We start from the raw sequence: 25,658 nt of genomic DNA on the forward strand, positions 1-25,658 counted from the left end.
AGCATCCCCAAAGCGTCAGGACTTGCCAGCGGTAAAACCGCCATCCACCAAGAGGTTGGAACCGGTTACGAAACTCGATTCATCGCAGAGCAAAAACAAAGCCGCGTTGGCCACCTCTTCCGATCGCCCGAGCCGTCCGATGGGGTGCATCTGAATCAAGGCCTGACGGGTTGCATCGTCGAGCAGCGAGAGCAATGGCGTGTCGATGTAACCCGGCGCGACTGCGTTGACGCGAACACCCTTGCTGGCCGACTCCAGGGCCAACGTGCGTGTGAGGTTGACCACGCCACCCTTGGCCGCCGAATAGGCCGCCGTCATGCTTTGACCGAACACGCCCAGGATAGACGCGCAGTTCACCAGGCTGCCGCTGCCCTGGCTGTACATCTGGTGCAGCGAAGCCCGCGCCACGCGAAACACACCCATCAGGTTGATATCGACAATATGCAGAAACTCTTCGTCCGGATAGGTGTCGGCGGGGCTCAGGCCGCCAATGCCCGCGTTGTTGAACACACCATCGAGGGAACCCAGTTCCTTGACCGTGGTGGCGATCATCTGATCGACCTGTTTCGTCGAAGTCACATCCACCGCCACAAACAGGCAACGCCCCGGGTACCTGGCATCCAGTTCGGTCGCGCGCGCCGCCCCCTGCGATCCAGCCAGATCGGCCAAGGCCACGTTGGCGCCTTCTTCCAGGCAACGCTCTGCCGTGGCCAACCCAATGCCGCTGGCACCGCCGGTGATGAGCACATTTTTGTCTTTCAGTCGCATGACAACTCCATGTATATTGAAAAATACAACCGCATGAGCGCACCCATGGGGACCCGACTTCGACTTGCTTCAGCGCACCCAAAGTCCCTGTTTTTCATGATCAACCCATTTGTTGCGCTGAGGGCTGATGCATGTCAATGCATGCCGCTGGCCTGGCGAGAAAACGGGCTTCAGGCATCGCACACCGGAGAAGGCGTCGCAGCCCCGGATCTGGTCCTTTTGAAGGCGCATTTGTAACAACACCCCGACGTTGGCGTGTGGTGCAGGTGAGCACCACCCAGGGTGGCCGAACCAGAAAACGTTGGGCGGATTGGCATGGGCGGGCGACTAAAGGCCGAATTACCGTGAAATTACCCACAAATAGAAGGCCTTAAGTTGCACTCAGGTTTGCAAGAATGAAGCCGATAAAAGAGAAGCCTAGCCAAACTACCGTTCCGCTCTGTTACACCGACTGCGCCCCAACCGCCTGCTGAAGAAGTCCATGACCAACTCCTGCCGAACCCCTTTCGCCCTCCAGCCCACAGGAGCCGGCTGGTCGAGTTCGCTGAATCTCAAGCGCGTGCCCCTGGCTGTCATGGTCTCACTGGCGCTGGCTGGCAACGTCTGGGCCGCTTCCCAGCAAGACCCCACCTGGTTGTCGCTGGAAGAGCTGATGACGATTGAGGTCAGCTCGGCGGCCAAGCGGCCCCAGCGACTGGCCGATGCATCCACCGCCATCTACGCCATCGGCCGTGAAGAAATCCGCCGCTCGGGCGCCACCAGCCTGCCGGAGTTGTTGCGGACCGTGCCGGGCGTGCAGGTCTCGCGCATCGACGCAAGCCGCTATGCCGTGAGCATTCGGGGCTTCAGCAACCGGTACAGCGGCAAGCTGCTGGTGTTGCAAGATGGCCGCAGCCTCTACAACCCGCTGTTCAGCGGTACCTACTGGGAAGCACAAGACGTTTTGCTGGAAGACGTTGAGCGCATTGAAGTCATCCGGGGCTCGGGCGGCACGCTGTGGGGCGCGAACGCGGTCAACGGCGTGATCAACATCATCACGCGCCATGCCAAAGACACCCAGGGCACCTACCTGGAGACCAAAGCCGGCAGCCTCGAAAAGGGTGTGGCGATACGGCACGGCGGCAACCTGGGCGAAGACGGCCAATTCCGCGCCTACGCCAAGCTCGACAGCCACGAACCGACGGAATACGCCAACGGCGCTACCGCACACGATGAATGGGCGCAAAAACGGGCTGGATTCCAGGCCGAGTTCGCGCCTTCCGGCCAGGACACCATCACGGTGCAAGGCGATGTCTACGACAGCCAGGCCGATCAACGCGTCCTGAAGGTGTCCGAGCAAACACTGGAAGCCGCCATGGTGCCCGACACCGCCAAACTCCTGGGCGGCAACCTGTTGCTGCGCTGGAAACGCGAGAAAGGCAACGAAGAAAGCTGGCAGCTGCAAGCCTATGTGGACCATGCCACCCTCAGCGACACGATCGACAAACAACAGATCAACACGCTCGACCTGGAGTGGCAACAGCGCCTGAAACTCACCGCTGAACAAGACCTCACCTGGGGCATGGGTGTACGAAGAATTGACGAATCACTCAAGGGAGGTTTTACGATTTCCTTGAGCCCCGAGCAGAACACCAGCATGCTTTACAGCGGCTTTGTTCAGGACGAAATCAAACTCAAAAGTGACGTGCTCCTGACCCTGGGCACCAAGCTGGAGCACAACGACAACACCGGTATCGAGGTGCAACCCAGTATCCGCCTGCAATGGCGGGCCACGCCAACCGACAACGTCTGGGCCGCCGTTTCGCGCGCCGTGCAAACCCCCACGGTGGCCACCACCTCAGCGCACGCCAACGTGGGGACACAACAAACCCCCATGGGTCCGCTGCTGATCAATGTGCGGGGCAACCCGGGTATCGAATCAGAAACGATGCTGTCCAGAGAGATTGGCTACCGCGGGCAATTTGGCCCCAACGTCAACCTCGATGCCACCGCGTTTTACAACACCTACGACAACATTGTTTCGCGTGAGTTCGGCCGGCCCGAGTTCGGACAATACGCCGTGCTCCCCAGCAACTTCTCCAACCTGATGTATGGCAAGACCTATGGAGCCGAGTTCGCCGGCAACTGGCAGGTCACACCGACCTGGCGGCTGCATGGCAGTTACAGCTGGCTCAAGATGGATTTGCGCGCCCGTCCGGGCAGCAGCGGTATTGTCGGCTTTGGCTCCGAGGGCGCTTCACCTCAGAACATGGTGCAACTGCATTCGCTGCACAACTTGGCCTACAACCTGGAACTGGACGCCAACCTGTATTTCACCGACAGCCTTTACTACAAGGACAACACCCCCCTGACCCGTATCGAAAGCAGCACCAAGCTGGATTTGCGACTGGGCTGGCGCCCCACGCCTGACCTGGAGCTCAGCTTGACGGGTCGCAACCTGTTAAAACAAAGCAATCAGGAATACGAAGCACAAGACATCCTCGCCACCCAGATTCCACGGAGTGTGCTGGCCCAGATTCGCTGGAAGTACTGACATGTTCCGTTCTCGCGTGTGGCATCGGCTCGCAACAGGGCTGCTTGCCCTGTCCTGCTGGGCTGTTGGCACAGAGCGTGCAATGGCCCAGCAAGCCGATGAACAATCGGTCAAGGCCGGATTCATCTACAACTTCATCAGGTTCACCCAGTGGGTGGGCGTGCCCGACAGCGAAAACAAGCGCCTGTTGATCTGCGCCACCTCCGACAAACCCTTGAGTGGCCAGCTCGGCAGACTGAGCGGTCGCACGGTGGGTTCGCGTGCGATCGAAGTGCGAAACAACGTTGGCACCGGCGACTGGTCAGGCTGCGACGTGCTGTTCGTGGCGCAAAGCGAGGCTGACCGCCTGGACAGCTACTTGCGAAGCCTGGGCAATGCACCGGTCTTGACCGTTGGCGATTTTGCGGGGTTCACCAAGGCAGGCGGCATGATCGGCCTTCGCATGCAAGACAACCGGGTGAAATTTGATGTCAACCTGACCAGCGCCCAACGCGCGAACCTGCAACTCAACAGCCAGATGCTCAAGTTGGCGGGTGAGGTGCTGAAATGAGTTTCAAGAACCTCCCCATTGCCCGAAAGCTCGGGCTCTTGCTGGCTTTCAACACCATGATCGCCGTGCTGGTGATCGCTTCGGTGTTCACCATCGGTACCGCCTTCGGTCGCTACACCGAGCTGGAAGAACAGGTGGCATCGCTGGCGGGCATGGTCGGCGAAAACACACGGGCCGCCCTGGCCTTCAACGATCCTGAGAGCGCGCGCCGAACGCTGCTCGCACTGCACAACAAAGAGGAAGTGGCCGGCGCAAAACTGACCGATGCCCAAGGTGTGCTTTTTGCCTCCGCCACCTTTCCCTTGGCAGAAGACGGGGAGCATCAAACCCTGCAGTTTCTGCTCAAGCTCGTATCAAGAGAGTCGTTCACGGTCTCCCAACCCATCCAGGAGGGCGACCAGGCCATTGGACACATCGAGTTGACCGTTCGAATGTCGGCCATGTGGGCCGAGTTGATTCGGGGGCTGCAATGGATGGCCTTCATTGCCATCATCCTGTCAGCCCTGGCGGTCTATTTCGGCACCCGGCTGCACCGCTTTGTGACCCAGCCCATCCTGGGTCTGGCAGCGGTGTCGCACCGCGTTTCGCGCGAACAGGACTACTCCATTCGGGCCGAGAAGCTGGGGAATGACGAAATCGGCACCTTGGTCGACGACTTCAACCGCATGCTCGCGGAAATTGAAACGCGAGACGAGGCCTTGCGCCGGGAACGGGCTTCGCTGGGCGAACGGGTCAAGCGCCGCACCGCCGATCTCACTGAGGCCATGGAAGAAGCCAAACGGGCCAACAAGGTGAAGTCGGAGTTCCTGTCCACCGTGAGCCACGAATTGCGCACACCGCTCACCGCCATTGCCGGATCGATCGGGCTGGTCGCTGGTGGAGCGCTCGGGAACCTGCCCGCCGGGATCAGCGAGATGCTGCAAATTGCCGACAAAAACAGCCAGCGCCTGACCTTCCTGATCAACGATTTGCTGGACATGGAGAAGCTGATGGCCGGCAAGCTGCACTTTGCCTTGAAAGTGCAGCCGCTGATGCCGATCCTGGAACAGGCCATCGAAGAGAACCTCTCCTATGCCGAGCGCTTCGGGGTTCGGTATGTGATCAACAAGACCCTGGAGGGGGTTTTGGTCAATGTCGATGGACAGCGGCTGCAACAGGTTCTGGCCAACCTGCTGTCCAACGCCGCCAAGTTTTCTCATGAAGGGGGTCAGGTCGAGATACAGGCCCAGGGCGATGAACGCACGGTGCGCGTTGACGTGATTGACCACGGAACAGGCATTCCGGCCGAGTTGCATGACCGGGTTTTTCAGAAGTTTTTCCAAGCCGACGCTTCAGATACGCGACAAAAAGGCGGCACCGGTCTGGGCCTGGCCATTACCCGCGAACTGGTCGAACACATGGGTGGACAGGTGGGCTTCGAGTCGGTGGAAGGTGAAGGTTCGCGCTTTTTCTTTGAACTGCCCATCTGGAACTCCGAGTCTTCTTTCATGCGACTGGAGCCGCTGGAGCCCCAAGTGCCTTCGACACCCCGTATCCTGGTGGTGGAAGACGACAGCGAGGTGTCACGCGTGCTGTCCATCATGCTCAGCCGCGCAGGCTATGAAGTCGACGTGGTGGCCAGTGGCTCAGAGGCCTTGGTGCGTTGTCATCGGGGCGACTATGCCGCCGTCACGCTCGACCTGGTCTTGCCCGATATCTCAGGACTGGACGTGATTCAGCGGCTGCGCAAGCATGCCGGCACAGCCTCGTTGCCCATCGTTGTCGTGGCCGCAGAAATGGAAGAAGGCCGACGCGCCGCTCCAAACGGCCTCAAGGGTGTGCACTGGTTGTCCAAGCCCATCGATCAGGCGCAACTGATCAGCGTGTTGCACAGCGTTTGCATGCGAAGCTTCGCTGGTCACAAAAGGGTTCTTCACGTCGAAGACGACAGCGAGATGCACGAGGCCGTGCGCGCCATGGTCGGCGAACAATACGACCTCGAACTGGCAACCACCATGCGCGAGGCGCGGGCCCGCGTGGCGTTGGAGCGCTTCGATGTGGTGTTGCTGGACCTGACCATGTCCAATGAATCGGGCTGGGATCTGTTGCCTGCGATTCGAGCCCAACAGCCCGACGCCAGGGTCGTTGTGTTGAGTGCGTCACAAACCAGTTCAGAGGAGTGCGCCAGAGTGGATGCGGTATTGAACAAAGCGGAGCTTTCTCCCCGTATGCTGGTTGAGGCCATGTCCAGAGCCGAATCCCGACCTGCTGCTCTTGCCAGCCTCCCCGCAAGCGCCGAAAAGGAGTTGACATGAATACCCTGTCCCGGGTCTTGTATGTTGAAGATGAACCCGATATTCAGGCGGTTGCCCGCGTGGCCCTGGAAATCGTTGGCGGTTTCACGGTGAAGATCTGCTCATCGGGCGAAGAGGCCCTGCGCGAAATCAAGGCTTTCGCGCCCGACCTCATTCTGCTCGATGTGATGATGCCCGGAATGGACGGTCCGGGCACATTGGCAGCGCTGCGCGCTTCACCAGATTTCGACCAGATTCCCGTTGCCTTCATGACCGCCAAGGTGCAACCCAGCGAGGTCGAGCAATACAAAGCCATGGGCGCACTGGATGTGGTTCCCAAACCTTTTGACCCCATGAAGCTTGCGGACCAGATTCGGTGCATCTGGAACACGCGCCATGTTTGATGTCACCCGCAGTTCCGGCATTGAAGTTCCTCACGAGCTGATCGAACTGAGGCGCCGTTTCGTTTTGCGGCTGCCTGCCCAGCTCAATGCCATTGCAGAGTCGTTCCAGGGACTCTCCGACGGCCGCTGGGAAAAGGTCGCGGTAGAAACCCTGCACCGTATGGTGCACAGCCTCACCGGAACCGCAGGCACCTTCGGCCTGAAAGAGGTTTCCATGGCGGCCCGCCAGTTGGAGCAACACCTCCATTCGTTGCTCGAGGCGCCCACGCAGCCAATCGCATCCCAGTGGGCGGCTCTGGAGCTCGACATGGCCCAGCTCAAGGCCGCGGGATTGGGTGCGCCGCCAGTCGATCCGTTGCCCCCTGAAATCCCAAAGGCCGCCCAGACTTTGTCCGCGCCTCTGATCCACCTGGTCTGCGATTGCGGCGAACAGTCCAAGCAACTGTGCACGGCATTGCGCTTCAAAGGATTTCGGGTTGAGTTGTCCACCAGCCCATTGAAATTCCAGGCGGCTGTCTCGCGGCATGAAGCGGAGCAGCCATCGGTGGTGGTTTTGAACATGAGTGGCGGCGATCCGGGCCCCTCGGTACCGACCATGATTCACCAACTGGGTCTGGCAGACCACCCCACCATCCCCCTGATCGTCGGTCTCAGCCAGCTCGACCTGCCCACCCGTGTTGCTGCAACCCGGGCCGGCGCCCGGCAAAGCTTGCCGCAGCCCCTGCCTCCGGAGCAGTTGATCGATGCGCTCAACAACCTGACCGGCGGGACCCTGGAACGCCCTTGGCGGGTCTTGCTGGTGGACGATGAGCCCACCATGCTGAAGGTTCACGAGGTGTACCTCCGGCAGGCGGGAATGGAGGTGCGCACCCTGTCCAACCCGATGCAGACACTGGTCGAAGTGGAAAACTTCGAACCCGATGTGCTGGTGATCGACGTCTACATGCCTGAGGTCAATGGCCCGGAAATCGCATCCGCTTTGCGCGAGAGCAACATCAGGCCTCACCTGTCCATCGTGTTCCTTTCGGCCGAGACCGACATGACCCAACAGTTGGCCGCCCTCGATCTTGGCGGCGACGACTTTTTGATCAAACCCGTGCAGCCACGCCATCTGGTGGCCGCGGTCACGGCGAGGGCCAGGCGCGCGCGCAAAAACTCGATCGTTCAAAAGCGCCTGGAAACCACCTTGTACGAGCGCCAGCGGGAACAGCTGGCTTATGACCACCACGCCATCGTCAGCATCGTCAACCGGGATGGCAACATCTCTTACGTCAATGAGATGTTCTGCCAGGTCACAGGCTACAGCCGGGAAGAACTGATCGGCCTCCACCACAGCGTGGCGAAGCCCGACCAGTACCCCAAAGGCTTGCTCCGCAAGATCGGGGAAGAAACCGCCAACAACCAAGTATGGCATGGCGAGGTGTGCAGCAGCCGCAAGGATGGCGGTACCTTCTGGGCGGAAACCACCGTCACGCCATTTCTGGACGAAGCCGGCAAGCTCTACCAATATGTGGTCATCCAGACCGACATCAGCCACATCAAAGCCGCTGAATCTGCACTGCGACGCCAGCATGACATGCAGCGCATGACAAGCATGGCCGCAGCGCGCCTGATGGCCGCACCGGCCAGCGGCACCCGGGAAGCCATCGAGACGGTGTTGCAAAGCAGCGGGAAACTGCTCGGCGCGGAGCGCTCTGATCTGTTTGGGTTCTCCGAAGGCGGAGAGTTCATGAGCAACCTCTATTCCTGGGTGTCTCCAGACTGCAAAACCGGTGGCAATCGGCTGCAAACCACGCTGATCGGGGACACCCCCTGGATGCGCGAGCAATTTCTGGCTCACGACATGGTCGTGATCGCCGATACCGGCGCCCTGCCACCAGAGGCCGAGGCCGACCGGGTCATGCTGGAAAGCCACCATGTGTTTTCTTTGCTGGTGATACCGCTGCATGTCAACGGGCGGCTGGCCGGCTTCCTCAGCTATGGCGCCTCTTTCCCCAACCCAGAGTGGACGCCCTCTCACCTGGGGTTGCTCAAGGTGTTGACCGAGGTGGTGGGCAGCGCCATCGCCCGGCGCCAGGCCGATCAGGCTCTGCAAACCAGCCAATCCCGGCTCGACTTTCTGGTGTCGTCAAGCCCGGTGACGATCTTCACCTACGAAACCAAGCCCCCTTTCGCCGTCACCTACATCAGTCCCAACGTCACCCAGCTGCTCGGACACCCGCCTGAAGCCTTTCTGGAACACCCCAAGTTCTGGGCCAGTCTGGTGCACCCCGAAGACAAGGCCCTTGTTTTCGAAGAATTCGCGAAAGTGATTCATCTGGGGGTTCTTCGCCACGAGTACCGTGCGAAGGCGCTGGATGGCGGGTACAAGTTCATCCTGACCGAGATGATTCTGGTCAAAGACGCAGCGGGTCAGCCCTTGGAGGCGATTGGCTACTCCATCGATATCTCCGAACGCAAACGCATCGAGCAAGAGCTCTTTGCCTTCAACCTCGAACTTGAACAGCGCGTGGCCGAGCAAACCCAATCGGTGATCGAGAGCGAGCGAATTTCCAGGGCCACGCTGGATGCCATGAGCGCGCGGGTGGTGATTCTGGAAGAGAACGGCGTCATTCTGGCGGCCAACCAGGCATGGCGGTCATTTCGCCAGAACGAATCCGATGAGGGGACCCAAATCGAGGGGCTCAACTACCTCTCGTTTTGCGACAGCATGTGCGAGACGAAAACCGCGGCCGGGACGGTGATTGCCCAAGGTATCCGCGAGGTGATCGCGGGCGAGAAACAGTCGTTCATTCACAAGTACGAGAGCCACCTGCCCAACGAGCAGCGGTGGTTCCTTTGCCGGGTAGAACCGTTTCCGGGCGATGGCTCGGTTCGCGTGGTGGTGTCACACGAAGACATCACACAGATGAAACTGATCGAGCGCCAGCAAATGCGTTCGCAACGCCTGGAAAGCCTGGGTACGCTGGCCGGGGGCGTGGCGCACGATCTGAACAACGCGCTGGCGCCTATTCTGATGGGCATGGGGATTCTGAAAGACCAGTACCCCGAAGAAGACAAGCTCATCAACATGATCCACAGCAGCGCCAAACGCGGCGCTGACATGGTGCGCCAGTTGCTCACCTTTGCCAAGGGAGCCGACGGTCAACGCGTGGTCCTGCAGCCGGCACTTCTGATGCACGAGCTGGAAAACCTGATGACCGGCAGCTTCCCGAAAAACATCAGCATCGAGGTCAACATCGAACCCGGGTTGCCCTCAATCGTCGGCGACGCCACCCAGCTGCACCAGATTTTGCTCAACCTGAGCGTGAATGCCCGCGATGCCATGACCAATGGCGGCGTGCTCACCATGGTGGCCAAGACGGTTGAGATCGATGAAATTTACGCCCGCTCGGTGATCGACTCCAAGCCGGGGAAGTATGTGTGCCTTCGCGTGTCCGACAATGGCGAGGGCATCCCCGCGCACATTCTCGACCACATTTTTGATCCCTTCTTCACGACCAAGGCGCAGGACAAGGGCACGGGCCTGGGCCTGTCCACCGTGCTGGGCATCGTGAAAGGCCACGGTGGCTTTGTACAGGTGCATTCGACACCGGGCAAAGGCACCACCTTCGCGGTTTACCTGCCGGTTTCTCCATCGCAACTGGTGACCGAAGAGGTCCCGCTGGCTGCCCAGATGTTCAAGGGCCAGGGCGAATGCATTTTGTTCGTTGACGACGAGCAGGCGCTTCGCGAAGTGGGCCAAACGGTGCTGGAACGCCTCAACTTCAACCCCATCGTGGCCAGAGACGGGGTTGACGGGCTGATCAAAGCCACCGAAAACCGCGCCATATTGAAGGCCATCATCACCGACATCCACATGCCCAACATGGACGGCCTGGCTTTTGTGCAAGCCGTGCGCCGAACCTTGCCCGACATCCCCATCATTCTGGCCAGTGGACGGGTCGACGAGAGTGTTGGCAAGGAGTTCCGTGCGCTGGGCGTGACCGCGCGCCTGGACAAACCGTTCACCGAACTGCAACTGGCCGATACGCTTCGTCCCCTGCTTCAGCCGATCGTGGCCTGATGTGCCCTCCCGCTGCAGCGGCGGGTTGCTGCGCGGTGGTCGCCGGGGTCAACCCGCCAGAGTACGCACCAACCATTGGTTGAGATCGCGAATTTCCGGCAAGCAGACCTCGTGCGCCATCGGGTAGGTGTGCCACTGCACGGCATAACCCAACGCCGTCAACACATCCCGCGCCGACTCACCTCGCTCGATGTCCACCACGCCGTCTTGCTCTCCATGGGCCATGAAAATGGGCACCGCGCGATTGGCTTCGCTGGCCTCGGCGGCGGTCAGGTCCGACAACGGCAGGTACCCTGACATGGCCACCAGACCGGCCAGGCGTTTGGTCGCACGCAGGCCAGCGAGCAAGGTCATGGCACAACCCTGTGAAAAGCCCATGAGCACGGTGCGCTCCGGCGCCACGCCCCGTTCCACTTCACGGTCCAGCAGTTGCTGCACCAGCGAATGCGATGCCCGCAATCCGGCCTCATCTTCCCGCCGGGGGACCGACGGAAGGGTGCTGGGGGGATAGATGTCGTACCAGGCGCGCATTTCATAGCCTGCGTTGATGGTCACCGGGCGCACCGGGGCACTGGGAAATACAAAACGGACAGGGCCGATGGCATTGAGGTCGAGCTCCTGCGCAATGGGCACGAAGTCGCTGCCGTCTGCGCCCAGGCCGTGCAAAACCACAATGCTGGCCACAGGGGTGGCCGCCGGGTCTTTGCCCGTGATGAATTCGCGAAGTTCGATGGATGAAGATGGATTCATGGGCTTTCTCTTTTCGTCATGCGTATGCCTATGATGCGCCATGACGCCACAAGACATTCTCATTCACCTCGATCAAGGACGCCTCTGGCCGGCGCCCATCACCGCCAACGCCGATTTTGACCTGCCTGCCGGCTATGCCCTCGCCTTGCAGGTGCGCGGGCTGCGCATGGCGCGAGGCGAAGTGCCACGGGGTTACAAGGTGGGTTTTACCAACCGCACTATTTGGCCTCGCTACAACGTGTTCGCGCCCATCTGGGGCACGGTCTGGAACTCGACGCTGAGTTTCTGTGACGGGACTGGCGAAATGGGTTTGAGCGCCACCTGCCAGCCGCGCCTGGAACCTGAAGTTGTGTTTGGCCTGAAGGCCACGCCTGCGCCAGATGCCTCGTTGCAAGACCTGTTCAACGCCATCGACTGGGTCGCGCCAGGGTTCGAGGTGGTGCAATCGCACCTGCCCGACTGGAAGTTTCTGCCGGCCGACACGGTGGCCGATGGTGCACTGCATGCCCGCCTGCTGGTCGGATCGCGCATACCTGCACGTGAACTCGCCATAGACGCAATCGCGCTCGACGCCTTGCTCGCCCAAGCCAGCACCACGCTGTCGCGCGATGGCGAAACGGTGGACTCGGGCGTGGGAGCCAACGTGTTGGACAGCCCGCTGCGCGCCCTGCTCGACTTCGTGCAAACCCTGCGCTGCTGCCCCGGTGCACCCGATTTGCAGGCGGGTGATGTGGTCACCACCGGCACCTGGACCGACGCCTGGCCGATTGCCCCGGGGCAAAAATGGACCGCCCGGTTCACGCTTCCCGGCTTCGAGCTCACCGCCCATTTCAAGGAATGAAGCGCTGAGGAAAACCGAGACTCAGGCGTTGCGGCTCAACGCCTGCGCATGGTGGCGCAGGTGGTCATCCACAAACGTGCTGATGAAATAGTAGCCATGGTCGTAGCCGTCGTGACGGCGCAGCGTCAGCGGCTGTCCCGCTTTCGCACAGGCCGCTTCAAACACTTCCGGGTGCAACTGTTCGGCCAGGAATTTGTCGGCCAGCCCCTGGTCGATGAGGATGCCGCCTGGATACGGCGCCGAGGTTTGCTGCCCCATCAGCGCACTCGCATCGTGTTCTGCCCAGGTCGTTTCATCCTGCCCCAGGTAGCCAGTGAACGCCTTGTGACCCCAGGGGCACTGAGTAGGCGCACATATCGGCGCAAAAGCAGACACGCTCTGGAAGTGGCCCGGATGCCGCAGCGCCAGGGTCAAAGCCCCGTGACCGCCCATGGAATGACCAAACAGGCCCAGCCGTTTACCATCCAGCCCAAAAGCATCGATCACTTCAGGCAGCAACTCTTTGAGCAAATAGCTCTCCATGCACCAATGGCCCGACCAGGGTGCTTGCGTCGCGTCCAGGTAAAAGCCTGCGCCCACCCCGAAGTCCCAATGGTGGTCTTCGCTGTCAACGCCTGTGTTGCGCGGACTGGTATCGGGTGTGAGCAATGCAAGACCCAGTTCCGCGGCCAGGCGCTGGGCACCCGCCTTGAAGGCAAAGGTTTCTTCGGTGCAGGTCAGTCCCGCCAGAAAGGTCAGCAAAGGCACAGCCTCACCAGCCACCGCCTTTGCCGGCAAAAACAAACCGAACCGCATCGGCAATCCAACCTCGCTGGACATGTGTTTGTAAAAGCGTTGCACGCCACCAAAACAGGCGTGTTCACTCAAGAGCTCAAGGCGTTCGAAAGAGGGGTTCATTGACAGGGATTCCAAAAATGCTAATCAAAGAGGGGGGAGTCATTCCAGAACGCCGCCGATCCGGCTTTGCCGGTCGGCCAGCATTGCCCCTTGAGGGGCGGAACACAGCGACGGGGATGGGCCGCTCTCAGGGGTTCAAAAAAGGACCACACCGCGAATCGACTCCCCACGCTTCATCAGGTCAAAGCCCTTGTTGATGTCCTCCAGCGGCATGGTGTGGGTGATCAGATCGTCGATGTTGATCTTGCCCTCCATGTACCAGTCCACAATCTTCGGTACATCGGTGCGGCCCCGTGCGCCGCCAAAGGCCGAGCCCTCCCATTTGCGACCGGTCACCAGCTGAAACGGGCGCGTAGAAATCTCGGCGCCAGCTTCTGCCACACCGATGATGATGCTGCGACCCCAGCCCTTGTGGGTGCATTCCAGCGCATCGCGCATGACCTTGGTGTTGCCGATGCACTCGAACGAATAGTCTGCACCGCCATCCGTGAGCTGGACAATGGCGTCGACCACGTTGTCCACCTCCTTGGGGTTGATGAAGTGGGTCATGCCGAACTTGCGCGCCATTTCCTGGCGGGCGGGGTTGATGTCAACCCCAATGATCTTGTCGGCGCCCACCATCCTGGCGCCCTGGATCACGTTCAGGCCAATGCCGCCCAGGCCGAAGACAACCACGTTGGCGCCCGCCTCCACCTTGGCGGTGAAGATCACGGCGCCAATGCCGGTGGTCACGCCGCAGCCGATGTAACACACCTTGTCAAAAGGCGCGTCCTCACGGATCTTGGCCAGCGAGATTTCAGGTGCGACCGTGTAGTTGGAGAAGGTCGAGGTGCCCATGTAATGGAAGATGGGCTTGCCGTCGAGGCTGAAGCGGCTGGTGGCGTCGGGCATCAGGCCCTTGCCCTGGGTGCCGCGGATGAGCTGGCACAGGTTGGTCTTGCGGCTCAGGCAGAACTTGCACTGGCGGCATTCAGGCGTGTAGAGCGGAATCACGTGGTCGCCCTTCTTGAGCGTGGTGACACCCGGCCCCACGTCAACCACGACGCCCGCGCCCTCGTGGCCAAGAATCGCAGGAAAGATGCCTTCGGGATCGGCTCCCGAGAGCGTGTAGTAGTCGGTGTGGCAGATGCCCGTGGCCTTGATCTCGACCAGCACCTCGCCCAGCTTGGGCCCTTGCAGGTCGACGGCTTCGATGGTCAGGGGCTGGCCCGCTTGCCAGGCTACGGCGGCTTTGGTTTTCATGTCAGCGTTCCGAATGGTTAAACAACCACCCAAGACTAACGCAAGCGCCGAAACACACCCCTACCCGGGGTGAAATACCCAAACCCAAACCCAAACCCAAACCCAGAACGCCGTGGAACCGGCTCCGCCAGGTCGCCAGCGTTGCCCATGGAGGTAGTGCGAAGCGCTGCGGAGGGAGTAAAAACCTCCGGCGCGAAATGTCCGAAACCCAGAACGCCGTGGAACCGGCTCCGCCAGGTCGCCAGCGTTGCCCTTGGAGGTAGTGCGAAGCGCTGCGGAGGGAGTAAAAACCTCCGGCGCGAAATGTCCGAAACCCAGAACGCCGTGGAACCGGCTCCGCCGGGCCGCCAGCGTTGCCCCCTGGGGGGTAGCGCGGAGCGCTGCGGGGGGGGCTACCTTCCCAGAAACCACTTGGCAAACAGCGCGCGCTCGGCATCGGTGATGCCGGTCGCGTTGTTCAGCGGCATGATCTTGGTGAGCACAACCTGCTGGTAAACCGCCTGGGCATGTAGCGCCAGGCCGTCTTCCGAATCGAGCCGAATACCCTTGGATTGCAAAGCCTCCCCGTGGCACATCACGCAGCGTTGCTCAACAACCGGTTGGAGCTGCGCATAGCCCACTGTCTCGGGCACCACAACCGCCTCAGTCGGCGCCGGTCTCAGCCAGACGATCAGCGCCAGCAAAGCCACAACCCCCACGGCAGCGTAGGGCCAGGGGTGGGCATTGCGACCCAGCTTGAAGCCGTGGCGCAGCACAAAAAACTGGCGGATGGCGGCGCCGGCAAACATCATGCCGATCAGAACCAGCCAATTCTGGGGATGTGCATAGGTGAAGCTGTAGTGGTTGCTCAGCATCGCAAACAGCACCGGCAATGTAAAGTAGGTGTTGTGCACGCTGCGCTGTTTGCCGCGCTGGCCGTGAATCGGGTCCACCGGCTTGCCAGCTTTCAGATCGGCGACCACGGTGCGCTGGCCAGGAATGATCCAGAAAAATACGTTGGCACTCATCGCCGTTGCGATCATGGCGCCCACCAGCAGGAAAGCCGCGCGGCCGGCAAACATGTGGGTGGCCGCGTAGGCCGCCACACAGACCAGAACCAACACCAGTGCGCCCACTTTGGCATCGCCGTTTTTGCTCTGCCCCAGGGATCGGCAGATGGCGTCATAGAAGAGCCAGAACACCACCAGGAAAGCCAGCGCTGCGGCAATGGCGCCGGCAGGGCTCCAGGCCATGACTTTGGGGTCAATCAGGTAAACACTGGGACTCCAGAGATAAGAGATCAGGAACAGCGCAAAACCCGACAGCCAGGTCGAGTAGCTTTCCCAGTAAAACCAGTGCAGGTGCTCGGGCAGCCTGGGCGGTGAGACCGCGAACTTCACCGGATGGTAGAAGCCCCCTCCGTGCACCGCCCAGAGCTCACCGCTGACACCGTCTTTTTTCAATTGTGCGTCTTGCGGCGGCGTGAGGCTGCTGTCGAGAAAGACGAAGTAGAACGACGAGCCGATCCAGGCGATGGCGACGATCACATGCAACCAGCGAACCAGCAGGTTGGCCCAGTCAAACAAATAGGTTTCCATGGCACCTCAACAAAACGGACACACCGTTGGACGTTTCGACTCACCACCGCGGGCGCTCTGAGTCGGCTGAGGGCCGCGATTGAATGATTGAGGCTTGTCTCTCAACCACCCGCTCCGCTGCGACCAATGAAGGCAAAGTGTATACAGTTTCGCCTGGTCGCCCACGGTAAAAACCCGCAAACCTGCGCCCTATGCCGTGTCTTCAGCCGGCTCCCGGCTTCCAAATCTTGTAAGCAAGAGCTGCGCCACCACCGATGCAGCAATCACCGCAGGCTCTTTGCCCTCCAGGCCGGGCAGCCCAATTGGGCAAGTGATGCGGCCAAGCTCCTCCTGCGCAAAGCCGCGCTCAACCAGCCGGCGGCGAAAAGTGGCCCACTTGGTTCGGCTGCCGATCAGGCCCACAAAACGAAGATCGCCTGACCGACGCAACCGCTGCAAACACGCAGCGACGATGTCCAGATCCTCGGCGTGGGAGAAACTCATGATCAGAACCGCCGTGCCAGGCACCAGATCGGCCACGGCCGCATGCACTGGATCGGAGTGTTCCGTCGATACGCCTTGCGCCAACCCGGGTGGAAACACCTCGTCGCGGCTATCGATCCAGCGCACGTCAAAAGGCAACGGCGCAAGCGCCTGCACAATCGCGCGCCCCACGTGCCCGCCACCAAAGATCGCCAGAGGCATATGGCGCTCGGTCAACCGCAGGCGCAGCGCGGGGATGTCAGCGGCCACCAGCCATTCAAACCCCAGCTGCATCACGCCACCGCAGCACTGGCCCAGCGTTGGACCCAGCTTGACTGTCTGAGTCCATGCAACCGTGCCAGCGTCACCTCCTTCAGACAAACGGGCACGGCTGTGCCGCAAGGCATCCCACTCCAGATGGCCGCCACCGATGGTGCCCAGTTGCAGGTCCGGCCAAACCGCCATCCAGGCTCCTCGTTCGCGGGGCGCAGATCCCTCGGTGTTCAACACCGTCACCAGGACGCAAGGGGACAACGCCAATTGGCGATACAAGGGTTCCAGATCAGACACGGCGGCTTTCGAAAAAAAGGTGTGGTGTTCACGCCAACAAACAGGGCAACAATGGGGCGAGGCGACGATCAAACGGCAGTATCTCCAGTTTTTGAGGCAAACAAATCCTGCAACTGCTCATACACTGCATGTTCTTTACTGTATGTCGCCCTGCGCGATTTGCCTGGAGGGTTGCCTGAGTGTGCAACCCGTAACGCCTTCGGAAAAGCCCCTACATGACCTCCACTGCACACACCCCCACCCCAGAAGCCCGCCCCTCGACCGCCACACGCTGGTCCAGGCCGGGGTTGTCTCTGGCTGGCGTTTTGGTTGCCGCCCTGCTGGCCTCCTGCGCCGCGCCCAAACCGCCACAACAACAAGAAGAAGCCCCTCCATCCGTTGTCGTGGCACCCGCTCCGGCCATAGTGGCACCCATGCCAGAACTGGTTTCTGAAGCAGACAGCCCACGCGCCTATCGGCGAGATGGCGCCCGGCACCTCTACGGCAAAAACCGTGGCCGTATTTTTCGCGGCCAACTACCGCCCTTGATGTTCGCCGTCGGTGTGCTTCAGGTTCAACTGGACAACATGGGCCAAGTGGTGGGCCTCCACTGGGCACGGGCGCCCAACCACGCGCCTGAAGTTATTGTCGAAATTGAACGCACCGTGTATGCCGCCGCCCCCTTCCCCGCCCCTGTGCGCATGGGAGGCGTAACCTACACCGACATATGGCTGTGGGACAAGAGCGGCAACTTCCAGCTCGATACGCTGACCGAAGGCCAGCGCGGGAAGTAATCTCCCCGCGCCGCTGAAATTGGCTCCCCCCGCGCCGCTTCGCGTCACCCCCCAGGGGGCGATGCAAGTGGCCCGGCAAAGCCGGTTCCACCGCATCCTCGGTGAAGGCACGCTGCGCCTGAGGGGGCGTTATACCAGGGCACCGCAGAACCGGCTTTGCCGGGCTGCCAGTGCCGCCCCCTGGGGGGTGACGCCGCAGGCGGCGCGGGGGGAGCCAATTTCACCGGCGCGGGGGTCTAGCTTCCCCTATACGTGGAGTAGCTCCACGGGCTCACAAGCAGGGGCACGTGGTAGTGCTGGGCCACATCGGCCACACCAAAGTCCAGGGCCACCCGGTTCAAAAAGTTCGGCTCGGGCAACGCCACACCCTTGGCTGCAAAGTAGCCTTTCACATCAAACACCAACCGATAGGTGCCGACCTTCAGGCTCGCGTTGTCGTACAGAGGGCCATCTGGATTGCGCCCGTCGCTGTTGAGGTTGAACCGTTTGACCAACGTGGCTTGTTCGCCTTCGGTGGTGTAGAGCTCGACCCCCATGCCTGCGGCTGGGCAGCCATGCATGGTGTCCAGTACGTGCGTGCTCAAGCCCATGGCATTTCCTTTTCCGTTGTTTCAGTCGACTGAAAGTGTATACAATTTTTGGTTTTCTGGATATGATGAATGCATGGAAACCTCGAGTACCCACCATATCGTCGAATCGCTGACCAAGGCCATCGTCGAACACCGATTGCATCCTGGCGCCAAGCTGGCCGAGCAAAAACTCGCCGACCATTTTGGCGTTTCGCGAACACTGGTGAGGCAGGCCTTCTTTCAGCTCTCGCAAAACCGGCTGATCCGGCTCGAACCCGCCAGAGGCGCTTTCGTTGCAGCCCCTTCAGTCGATGAAGCCAAGCAGGTATTTGCCGTGAGGCGCATGCTTGAAACCGAAATGACCCGGGCCTTTGTGCGCCAGGTGACACCGGGCAAGATCAAGGCATTGCGCGAGCACGTAGCCCAGGAAAAACGGGCCGTGGCCAACCAGGATGTACCGGGCCGCACCGAATTGCTGGGCGACTTTCATGTGCGCATGGCCGAGTTGATGGGCAACGAAGTGTTGGCCGAAATGCTGCGCGAACTGATCTCTCGCTGTTCGCTGATCACACTGATGTACCAGAGCACCCACGCGGCAGAGCATTCCAATGACGAGCATGTTGACATCGTCAAAGCCCTGGCGGCCAAAGACGAGGTGCAGGCCGTTCGCCTGATGCACGAGCATTTGACCCATGTTGAGGAACACCTGACCTTCGATCGCAAACTGCCAGTGAGCGACATTTCCCTGGCGCTGGCTTGATGCCGCTTTGCGGCACCGCCCATGAATCGACGCTGGCGGCCTGTCCCGAGCATGTCGAAGAACGGCTCCGCGACATCCCCGGTTTGATCGCCCCTCGCCCGCTACACAGCCACAGACCTTCCTAGCATGACCCCTGTTTACGACTCCACCGCCTCCTACCCCCGTGACCTCGCTGGCTATGGTCGCGATGTGCCGCATGCGCGTTGGCCAGGAGGCGCTCGCATTGCTGTGCAGTTCGTCTTGAACTATGAAGAAGGTGGCGAGAACTGCGTGTTGCATGGCGACGCAGGTTCGGAGCAGTTTCTCTCCGAGATGTTCAACCCACCGGCCTTTCCAGAGCGCCACATCAGCATGGAGGGCATTTATGAATACGGCTCGCGTGCAGGCGTGTGGCGCTTGCTGCGCGAATTCGAGCAGCGGGGTCTTGGGCTGACCGTGTTTGGTGTCGCGACCGCGTTGCAGCGTTCGCCCGATGTTGTGGCGGCGTTCAAGGCGCTGGGGCATGAAATCGCCTGTCATGGTCTGAAGTGGATTCACTACCAAAACATCGACGAAGCCACCGAGCGCGCCCACATGGCCGAGGCGATGCTGATCATGCAAGAACTCACCGGTGAACGGGCACTGGGCTGGTACACAGGGCGCGACAGCCCGAACACCCGCCGCCTGGTGGCCGATTTCGGTGGCTTCGAGTACGACAGCGATTACTACGGTGACGACCTGCCCTTCTGGATGAAGGTTCGCAAGACCGATGGCAACCATGCCCACCAATTGATCGTTCCCTACACGCTCGACTGCAACGACATGCGATTTGCCCTGCCTCAGGGCTACTCTCACGCCGATCCGTTTTTCCAGTACCTGAAAGACAGCTTCGACGCGCTCTACGCAGAGGGCGACCCCGACGGACTTGACCGGCCCAAGATGTTGAGCGTCGGCATGCACTGCCGTTTGCTCGGCCGCCCGGGCCGGATCACCGCACTGCAGCGTTTTCTCGACCATGTTCAGTCGCACGACAAGGTATGGGTCGCGAGCAGGCTCGACATTGCGCGCCACTGGAAAGCCACCCACCCTGCTCCCGTCTGAGATCAAACCCATGCCCATCACGCTAGATCAACTCAACACCGCCAGCCTGCCCGAAGCGGTGCAACTGCTGGACGGCCTGTACGAGCATTCCCCCTGGATCGCCGAAAAGGCCCTGCTGAAACGCCCGTTCGCGTCGCTCGCGGCACTCAAACACGCCATGGTCACCGTGTTGAACGAAGCGGGAACGGCGCCTCAACTGGCGCTCATTCGCGCCCATCCGGAACTCGCCGGCAAAGCCATGGTGAGCAAATCGCTGACTGCCGAATCCAGCAACGAACAAAACAAAGCCGGGCTGACCGATTGCACGCCGCAGGAGTTCGCACACATCCAGCAGCTCAACGCCGAATACAACGCGAAATTTGATTTCCCGTTCATCCTTGCGGTGCGCGGACCCCGTGGGCAGGGATTGCCCAAGGCCGACATCATCGCCACCTTCGAACGGCGACTGAACAATCCGGTCGACTTCGAACGTGCCGAGTGCCTGCGCAACATCCACCGCATTGCCGAGATTCGCCTGAATGACAAGTTCGGGTTCGAACCCACGCTGGGCAACGCCGTCTGGGACTGGCACGAATCGCTCGCGCAACACACCGATCCGGGTTACGCAGAACTGGGTCAGCTCACCGTCACCTACCTCACCGAAGCACATCGCGCCTGCGCCGCGCAGTTGCAACAGCAGATGCTGGACTGTGGCTTTGACGAGGTGCATATCGATGCGGTGGGCAACGTGGTGGGCATTTACCACGGGTCCGATGAAGGCGGTTTCCCCGCCGGACAACCCCAAGGCGAAACGCTCGCTGGGGAGCAGCGGCGTCGCGCAGGCGAAAAGACTTTGCTGACCGGCAGCCACTACGACACCGTTCGCAACGGTGGCAAGTACGACGGTCGCCTCGGCATCTACGTGCCCATGGCCTGCGTGCAGGAGCTGCACAGAGCCGGACAGCGCCTGCCATTTGCCATCGAGGTGGTGGGCTTTGCGGAAGAGGAAGGTCAGCGCTACAAGGCCACATTTCTTGGCTCGGGCGCACTCACCGGCCACTTCAATCCTGCCTGGCTTGATCAGCAGGACGCCGATGGCATCACCATGCGCGATGCCATGCAACACGCAGGGCTACCGGCCTCACTGGAGGCCATCAACGCCCTCAAACGCGACCCGGCGAAATACCTGGGCTTCGTAGAGGTCCACATCGAACAAGGGCCCGTGCTGAACGAACTTGACATTCCCCTGGGCATCGTCACATCCATCAACGCCAGCGTGCGTTATCTGGGTGAAATGGTCGGCATGGCTTGCCACGCCGGCACCACGCCCATGGACCGGCGCCGCGATGCGGCCTGCGCGGTGGCCGAGCTCGCCCTGTACGCGGAGAAACGGGCGCAACAGGATGGCAACTCGGTGGCCACCATCGGCATGCTGCAAGTGCCCAATGGATCCATCAATGTGGTGCCGGGCCATTGCCGGTTTTCCCTCGACCTGCGCGCGCCCAGCGATGCGCAACGCGATGCGCTGAACAGCGATGTGTTGGCCGAACTCACTGCGCTGTGTGAACGCCGGGGTGTTCGCCATACGCTGGACGAGACCATGCGTGCCTCGGCGGCACCCAGCGCCCCCGAATGGCAAGCGCGCTGGGCATCGGCCGTCAATTCGCTCGGCGTGCCCGTCCACCAACTGCCCAGCGGTGCGGGCCATGACGCGATGAAGCTGCATGAAGTCATGCCGCAAGCCATGCTGTTCGTGCGCGGGCTCAACAGCGGCATCAGCCACAACCCGCTGGAGTCCAGCACCAGCGACGACATCGAGTTGAGCGTGCGGGCCTTCTCCCAACTTTTGCAGCAGCTGGCAAACCCCAACAGCTGAACCCGACCCCACACTCCACCAGAGAGGCCAAGCCATGACCACCCCCCAAGACCAGATCGACACCTGGATCGACGCCCATTTCGACGACGAGGTGCGTTTCCTGCAAGAGCTCGTGCGCGTGCCCACAGACACGCCACCGGGCAACAACGCACCCCACGCCGAGCGCACCGCCGAACTGTTGGCGGCCATGGGTCTGGAAGCGGAAAAGCATGCGGTGCCCGAAGCGCAAGTCAAAGCCGCAGGGCTTGAGTCCATCACCAACCTGATTCTGCGCCGCCGGTATGGCGAAGGCGGCAAAACCATTGCACTCAACGCCCACGGCGACGTGGTGCCGCCCGGCGAAGGCTGGACCCACGACCCCTATGGCGGCGAGATCGTCGACGGGAAAATCTATGGCCGCGCCACAGCGGTGAGCAAGTGCGACATCGCCAGCTTCACCTTTGCGATCCGGGCCCTCGAATCGCTGGGTGCAAAGCTCGCAGGCGGCGTGGAACTGCATGTCACCTACGACGAGGAGTTCGGTGGCGTGGTGGGTCCTGAGTGGCTGCTGGACAAAGGCCTCACCAAACCCGACCTGATGATCGCCGCCGGGTTCAGTTACCAGGTCGTGGTGGCGCACAACGGCTGCCTGCAATTGCAGGCCACGGTGCATGGCGACATGGCCCATGCCGCGATTCCCGACTCCGGCACGGACGCGCTGCAAGCCGCGACCCACATCCTGAGCGCTCTCTACGCCCTGAATGCCGATTACCTCAAGGTCACCTCCAAAGTCGAGGGCATCACCCACCCTTACCTCAATGTGGGCCAGATCGCCGGTGGCACCAACACCAACGTCATCCCCGGCAAAGTGGTGCTCAACATTGACCGCCGCATGATTCCCGAAGAAGACCCGACCGAGGTCGAGGCATCGATCCGGCGCACCATCGCCGAGGCCGCAGCCAGCTACAACCCGCCGCGCGGCGGCAAGGAAGTGACCGTTGATGTCAAGCGCCTGCTGCTGTCGCGCGCCATGAAGCCCCTGCCTGGCAACCAGCCGCTGGTGCAGGCCATTCAGAAAAACGCACAGGCGGTGATGGGCGAAGCCATACCGGCGCTTGGTACGCCGCTTTACACCGACGTGCGCTTGTATGTGGAGCGAGGCATTCCCGGTGTGATCTATGGGGCCGGGCCACGCACCGTGCTGGAATCGCATGCCAAACGGGCCGATGAGCGCCTCGACCTGAAAGATCTGCGCGCGGCCACCAAGGTGATTGCGCGCTCGTTGTTTGATTTGCTGCAACCCAATTGAGCCAACCCGGTCGATAGTGGAAACCCGCAACGCCCTTGCGGGTTTTTGCCTTCCCGGCCATGACACAATGATTCCCCAGATTCAGGAGACACCACATGACACCAGCAGAAGAAGCATTGCGCGACGCCGCATTTGAATACCACCGCTCGCCTGGCAAAGGAAAGATTTCGGTCAATCCGACCAAACCCCTGTCCAACCAGCGTGATCTGTCGCTGGCCTATTCGCCCGGCGTGGCCTACCCCTGCCTGGCCATTGAGGCAGACCCCTCGCTGGCCGCTGAATACACCTCACGCGGCAACCTGGTCGGCGTGATCACCAACGGCACCGCCGTGCTTGGTCTGGGCGACATCGGCCCGCTGGCTTCCAAGCCGGTGATGGAGGGCAAGGGCTGTCTGTTCAAAAAATTTGCCGGCATCGATGTGTTCGATATCGAACTGGCCGAGCGAGACCCCGACAAACTGGTCGACATCATCGCCGCACTGGAACCCACCCTGGGCGGCATCAACCTGGAAGACATCAAAGCCCCTGAATGCTTCTACATCGAGAAGAAGCTGCGCGAGCGCATGAACATCCCGGTCTTCCACGATGACCAGCACGGCACGGCCATCATCTCCAGCGCCGCGCTGCTCAACGGCCTGGAACTGGTAGGCAAGGACATCAACAAGGTCAAGGTCGCGGTATCAGGCGCAGGCGCAGCGGCCATCGCTTGCCTGGACGTGATGGTGGGCTTGGGCGTCAAGATTGAAAACATCCTGGTCTGCGACTCAAAGGGCGTGATCCAGACCGAGCGCGAAGACGCCAAATCCGGCAAACTCGATGCATCCAAACAGCGCTATTGCAGCACCACCAGCGACCGCACGCTGGCGGATGCCGTCAAAGGCTCCGATGTGTTCCTGGGCTGCTCTGCCCCCGGCGTGATGACGGTCGACATGGTCAAGACCATGGCCGACAAACCCATCATCCTGGCGCTGGCCAACCCCGAGCCTGAAATCCGGCCTGAGCTGGCCAAGGCTGCGCGCCCCGACTGCATCATCGCCACCGGCCGTTCGGACTACCCCAACCAGGTCAACAACGTCCTGTGCTTCCCCTACATCTTCCGCGGCGCGCTCGATTGCGGCGCCACCCGCATCACGGAAGAAATGAAACTCGCCTGCGTGCGCCAGATTGCCGATCTGGTCAAAAGCGAAACCAGCGAGGAGGTGGCCAACGCCTACGCCGGCCAGGAACTGACGTTCGGCCCCGACTACCTGATTCCCAAGCCCTTTGATTCGCGCCTCATCCTGAAAATCGCACCTGCGGTGGCGCAAGCCGCTGCCGATTCCGGCGTGGCCACCCGGCCCATCGAAGACATGGACGCCTACCGTGAAAGCCTGGCCAGCTACGTGTACCAGACGGGCATCCTGATGCGGCCCATCTTCAACGCCGCCAAGTTGCTGCCCAAAGACAAAAAACGTGTGGCCTACGCCGACGGTGAAGACGAGCGCGCGCTGCGTGCCGCCCAGATGGCAATCGACGACAACCTGGCCACGCCCATCCTGATCGGCCGCCCCGCCGTGATCGCGGCGCGCATCGAGAAGGCCGGTCTGCGCATGCGCCTGGGTGTTGATGTTGAGAACTGCAACCCTGAAGACGATCCACGCTTTCGCCAGTATTGGGAGCAGTACCACAAGCTCATGGCGCGCAACGGCGCCACACCCGAAGTGGCCAAAGCCGCCGTGCGCCGCTCCAACACCATCATCGGCTCTCTGATGGTCAGCCTCGGTGACGCGGACGCGCTGATTTGTGGTTTGGTTGGCAGCTACATGACCCACCTCGAGCGCATCGACAGCATCATCGGCAAGAAGCCTGGCGCCACCAACTATGCGGCCGTCAACGCACTCATGACCGACAAGGGCCCCCTCTTCGTGGCCGACACCTACGTCAACGAAGACCCCAGCGCCGAACAGTTGGCCGAAATCGCCTGGATGGCGGCGCAAGAAGTGCAGCGCTTTGGTTTACCGCCCAAAGTCGCGTTTCTCTCGCACTCCAGCTTCGGCTCTTCCAAGCGCCCGGGCGCCAGGAAGATGCGCCTGGCCCGCGACCTGTTTGTGGCGCAGCATCCCGAAATCGAATGCGATGGCGAACTGCACGGCGACGCGGCGCTTCAACCGGAGATCCGCACCAGCTACAACGGCGACTCCACGCTCAGTGGCTCGGCCAATCTGTTGATCTGCCCCAACCTGGATGCGGCCAACATTCTCTACAACGTGCTCAAAACAACCACCAGTGGCGGCGTCACGGTCGGACCGGTGCTCATGGGCGGGGCGGGAACCGCCTACATCCTGACCCCTGCCGCCACCGTTCGCCGCGTATTGAACATGACCGCTCTGGCCGCTGCGGCTGTGCACTCCGCCAGCTAGG

Annotated in this window: 19 protein-coding genes; 12 read left to right on the forward strand and 7 right to left on the reverse strand. The window is 61.2% G+C overall.

The window, feature by feature from the left end; genetic code table 11:
- Positions 1–15: 15 nt before the first annotated feature.
- On the reverse strand, positions 16–768 hold the full coding sequence (locus LPB072_RS16460) for an SDR family NAD(P)-dependent oxidoreductase (RefSeq protein WP_066087495.1): 753 nt from the start codon (positions 766–768) through the stop codon (positions 16–18).
- Between the two features lie 481 nt (positions 769–1,249).
- Between LPB072_RS16460 and LPB072_RS16470 the strand changes: the two genes are divergently transcribed.
- From LPB072_RS16470 to LPB072_RS16490, 5 genes are read left to right on the forward strand one after another with little or no spacing between them, the layout of a single operon-like run.
- Positions 1,250–3,301, forward strand: coding sequence for a TonB-dependent receptor plug domain-containing protein (locus LPB072_RS16470; protein ID WP_066087489.1), 2,052 nt, complete (start codon positions 1,250–1,252; stop codon positions 3,299–3,301).
- Position 3,302: 1 nt separating this feature from the next.
- Complete coding sequence (locus tag LPB072_RS16475) at positions 3,303–3,851, forward strand: YfiR family protein (RefSeq protein WP_066087486.1); 549 nt, start codon at positions 3,303–3,305, stop codon at positions 3,849–3,851.
- Positions 3,848–6,145 carry a response regulator gene (locus LPB072_RS16480; RefSeq protein ID WP_066087482.1) on the forward strand — a complete coding sequence of 766 codons (2,298 nt, stop codon included), beginning with the start codon at positions 3,848–3,850 and terminating at the stop codon, positions 6,143–6,145. The genes LPB072_RS16475 and LPB072_RS16480 overlap by 4 nt, the downstream gene beginning before the upstream one ends.
- Positions 6,142–6,528, forward strand: a complete 387-nt coding sequence (locus tag LPB072_RS16485; RefSeq protein ID WP_066087479.1) for a response regulator — start codon at positions 6,142–6,144, stop codon at positions 6,526–6,528. Before LPB072_RS16480 ends, LPB072_RS16485 begins: the two co-directional genes overlap by 4 nt.
- Positions 6,521–10,594: a response regulator gene (locus LPB072_RS16490; RefSeq protein ID WP_066087475.1), complete on the forward strand. Its 4,074-nt coding sequence runs from the start codon at positions 6,521–6,523 to the stop codon at positions 10,592–10,594. The genes LPB072_RS16485 and LPB072_RS16490 overlap by 8 nt, the downstream gene beginning before the upstream one ends.
- A 48-nt stretch (positions 10,595–10,642) precedes the next feature.
- Here the strand turns inward: LPB072_RS16490 and LPB072_RS16495 are convergent, their stop codons facing one another.
- Entirely contained in the window at positions 10,643–11,344 is a 702-nt protein-coding gene (locus LPB072_RS16495; protein ID WP_066087472.1) for an alpha/beta hydrolase, read from the reverse strand.
- 40 nt (positions 11,345–11,384) lie between these two features.
- Between LPB072_RS16495 and LPB072_RS16500 the strand changes: the two genes are divergently transcribed.
- On the forward strand, positions 11,385–12,185 hold the full coding sequence (locus LPB072_RS16500; protein ID WP_066087470.1) for a 2-keto-4-pentenoate hydratase: 801 nt from the start codon (positions 11,385–11,387) through the stop codon (positions 12,183–12,185).
- Between the two features lie 21 nt (positions 12,186–12,206).
- Here the strand turns inward: LPB072_RS16500 and fghA are convergent, their stop codons facing one another.
- The 4 genes from fghA to xdhC form a co-directional block, all read right to left on the reverse strand.
- Positions 12,207–13,082 (reverse strand): S-formylglutathione hydrolase, encoded by an 876-nt coding sequence (fghA, locus tag LPB072_RS16505; protein WP_066087467.1) that lies wholly within the window; start codon positions 13,080–13,082, stop codon positions 12,207–12,209.
- A gap of 135 nt (positions 13,083–13,217) precedes the next feature.
- Positions 13,218–14,324 carry an S-(hydroxymethyl)glutathione dehydrogenase/class III alcohol dehydrogenase gene (locus LPB072_RS16510; RefSeq protein ID WP_070263930.1) on the reverse strand — a complete coding sequence of 369 codons (1,107 nt, stop codon included), beginning with the start codon at positions 14,322–14,324 and terminating at the stop codon, positions 13,218–13,220.
- 392 nt (positions 14,325–14,716) lie between these two features.
- Entirely contained in the window at positions 14,717–15,901 is a 1,185-nt protein-coding gene (locus LPB072_RS16515) for a urate hydroxylase PuuD (RefSeq protein WP_066086277.1), read from the reverse strand.
- 189 nt (positions 15,902–16,090) lie between these two features.
- The gene (gene xdhC, locus LPB072_RS16520; RefSeq protein WP_066086461.1) at positions 16,091–16,933 is read right to left on the reverse strand and encodes a xanthine dehydrogenase accessory protein XdhC; all 843 of its coding nucleotides are present in this window, start codon (positions 16,931–16,933) and stop codon (positions 16,091–16,093) included.
- 215 nt (positions 16,934–17,148) lie between these two features.
- Here xdhC and LPB072_RS16525 point away from each other — a divergent pair, with 215 nt between their 5' ends.
- Complete coding sequence (locus LPB072_RS16525; protein ID WP_231943276.1) at positions 17,149–17,706, forward strand: hypothetical protein; 558 nt, start codon at positions 17,149–17,151, stop codon at positions 17,704–17,706.
- Between the two features lie 236 nt (positions 17,707–17,942).
- On the opposite strand, the gene uraH is transcribed toward LPB072_RS16525, so the two are convergent.
- Positions 17,943–18,296, reverse strand: coding sequence for a hydroxyisourate hydrolase (uraH, locus tag LPB072_RS16530; protein WP_066086273.1), 354 nt, complete (start codon positions 18,294–18,296; stop codon positions 17,943–17,945).
- Positions 18,297–18,369: 73 nt separating this feature from the next.
- On the opposite strand from uraH, the gene LPB072_RS16535 reads away from it, so the two are divergent.
- The 5 genes from LPB072_RS16535 to LPB072_RS16555 all read left to right on the forward strand — a co-directional run bounded on the left by LPB072_RS16535 (position 18,370) and on the right by LPB072_RS16555 (position 25,657).
- On the forward strand, positions 18,370–19,035 hold the full coding sequence (locus LPB072_RS16535; protein ID WP_066086270.1) for a GntR family transcriptional regulator: 666 nt from the start codon (positions 18,370–18,372) through the stop codon (positions 19,033–19,035).
- A 126-nt stretch (positions 19,036–19,161) separates the two neighbouring features.
- Positions 19,162–20,115: an allantoinase PuuE gene (gene puuE / locus LPB072_RS16540; RefSeq protein ID WP_066086267.1), complete on the forward strand. Its 954-nt coding sequence runs from the start codon at positions 19,162–19,164 to the stop codon at positions 20,113–20,115.
- A gap of 10 nt (positions 20,116–20,125) precedes the next feature.
- Entirely contained in the window at positions 20,126–21,970 is a 1,845-nt protein-coding gene (gene uraD, locus LPB072_RS16545; protein WP_066086263.1) for a 2-oxo-4-hydroxy-4-carboxy-5-ureidoimidazoline decarboxylase, read from the forward strand.
- A gap of 34 nt (positions 21,971–22,004) precedes the next feature.
- The gene (locus LPB072_RS16550) at positions 22,005–23,258 is read left to right on the forward strand and encodes an ArgE/DapE family deacylase (RefSeq protein ID WP_066086260.1); all 1,254 of its coding nucleotides are present in this window, start codon (positions 22,005–22,007) and stop codon (positions 23,256–23,258) included.
- A 95-nt stretch (positions 23,259–23,353) separates the two neighbouring features.
- Positions 23,354–25,657, forward strand: coding sequence for an NADP-dependent malic enzyme (locus LPB072_RS16555; protein ID WP_066086253.1), 2,304 nt, complete (start codon positions 23,354–23,356; stop codon positions 25,655–25,657).
- Position 25,658 lies beyond the last annotated feature (1 nt).

This window comes from Hydrogenophaga crassostreae, assembly GCF_001761385.1.
Classification (GTDB): Bacteria; Pseudomonadota; Gammaproteobacteria; order Burkholderiales; family Burkholderiaceae_C; genus Hydrogenophaga; species Hydrogenophaga crassostreae.

What these genes read in the sequence shown, in the direction of transcription:
- LPB072_RS16460 (WP_066087495.1), bottom strand. Translation starts at nt 768, where the DNA reads ATGCGACTGAAAGACAAAAATGTGCTCATCACCGGCGGTGCCAGCGGC.
- LPB072_RS16470 (WP_066087489.1), top strand. Translation starts at nt 1,250, where the DNA reads ATGACCAACTCCTGCCGAACCCCTTTCGCCCTCCAGCCCACAGGAGCC.
- LPB072_RS16475 (WP_066087486.1), top strand. Translation starts at nt 3,303, where the DNA reads ATGTTCCGTTCTCGCGTGTGGCATCGGCTCGCAACAGGGCTGCTTGCC.
- LPB072_RS16480 (WP_066087482.1), top strand. Translation starts at nt 3,848, where the DNA reads ATGAGTTTCAAGAACCTCCCCATTGCCCGAAAGCTCGGGCTCTTGCTG.
- LPB072_RS16485 (WP_066087479.1), top strand. Translation starts at nt 6,142, where the DNA reads ATGAATACCCTGTCCCGGGTCTTGTATGTTGAAGATGAACCCGATATT.
- LPB072_RS16490 (WP_066087475.1), top strand. Translation starts at nt 6,521, where the DNA reads ATGTTTGATGTCACCCGCAGTTCCGGCATTGAAGTTCCTCACGAGCTG.
- LPB072_RS16495 (WP_066087472.1), bottom strand. Translation starts at nt 11,344, where the DNA reads ATGAATCCATCTTCATCCATCGAACTTCGCGAATTCATCACGGGCAAA.
- LPB072_RS16500 (WP_066087470.1), top strand. Translation starts at nt 11,385, where the DNA reads ATGACGCCACAAGACATTCTCATTCACCTCGATCAAGGACGCCTCTGG.
- fghA (WP_066087467.1), bottom strand. Translation starts at nt 13,082, where the DNA reads ATGAACCCCTCTTTCGAACGCCTTGAGCTCTTGAGTGAACACGCCTGT.
- LPB072_RS16510 (WP_070263930.1), bottom strand. Translation starts at nt 14,324, where the DNA reads ATGAAAACCAAAGCCGCCGTAGCCTGGCAAGCGGGCCAGCCCCTGACC.
- LPB072_RS16515 (WP_066086277.1), bottom strand. Translation starts at nt 15,901, where the DNA reads ATGGAAACCTATTTGTTTGACTGGGCCAACCTGCTGGTTCGCTGGTTG.
- LPB072_RS16525 (WP_231943276.1), top strand. Translation starts at nt 17,149, where the DNA reads ATGACCTCCACTGCACACACCCCCACCCCAGAAGCCCGCCCCTCGACC.
- uraH (WP_066086273.1), bottom strand. Translation starts at nt 18,296, where the DNA reads ATGGGCTTGAGCACGCACGTACTGGACACCATGCATGGCTGCCCAGCC.
- LPB072_RS16535 (WP_066086270.1), top strand. Translation starts at nt 18,370, where the DNA reads ATGGAAACCTCGAGTACCCACCATATCGTCGAATCGCTGACCAAGGCC.
- puuE (WP_066086267.1), top strand. Translation starts at nt 19,162, where the DNA reads ATGACCCCTGTTTACGACTCCACCGCCTCCTACCCCCGTGACCTCGCT.
- uraD (WP_066086263.1), top strand. Translation starts at nt 20,126, where the DNA reads ATGCCCATCACGCTAGATCAACTCAACACCGCCAGCCTGCCCGAAGCG.
- LPB072_RS16550 (WP_066086260.1), top strand. Translation starts at nt 22,005, where the DNA reads ATGACCACCCCCCAAGACCAGATCGACACCTGGATCGACGCCCATTTC.
- LPB072_RS16555 (WP_066086253.1), top strand. Translation starts at nt 23,354, where the DNA reads ATGACACCAGCAGAAGAAGCATTGCGCGACGCCGCATTTGAATACCAC.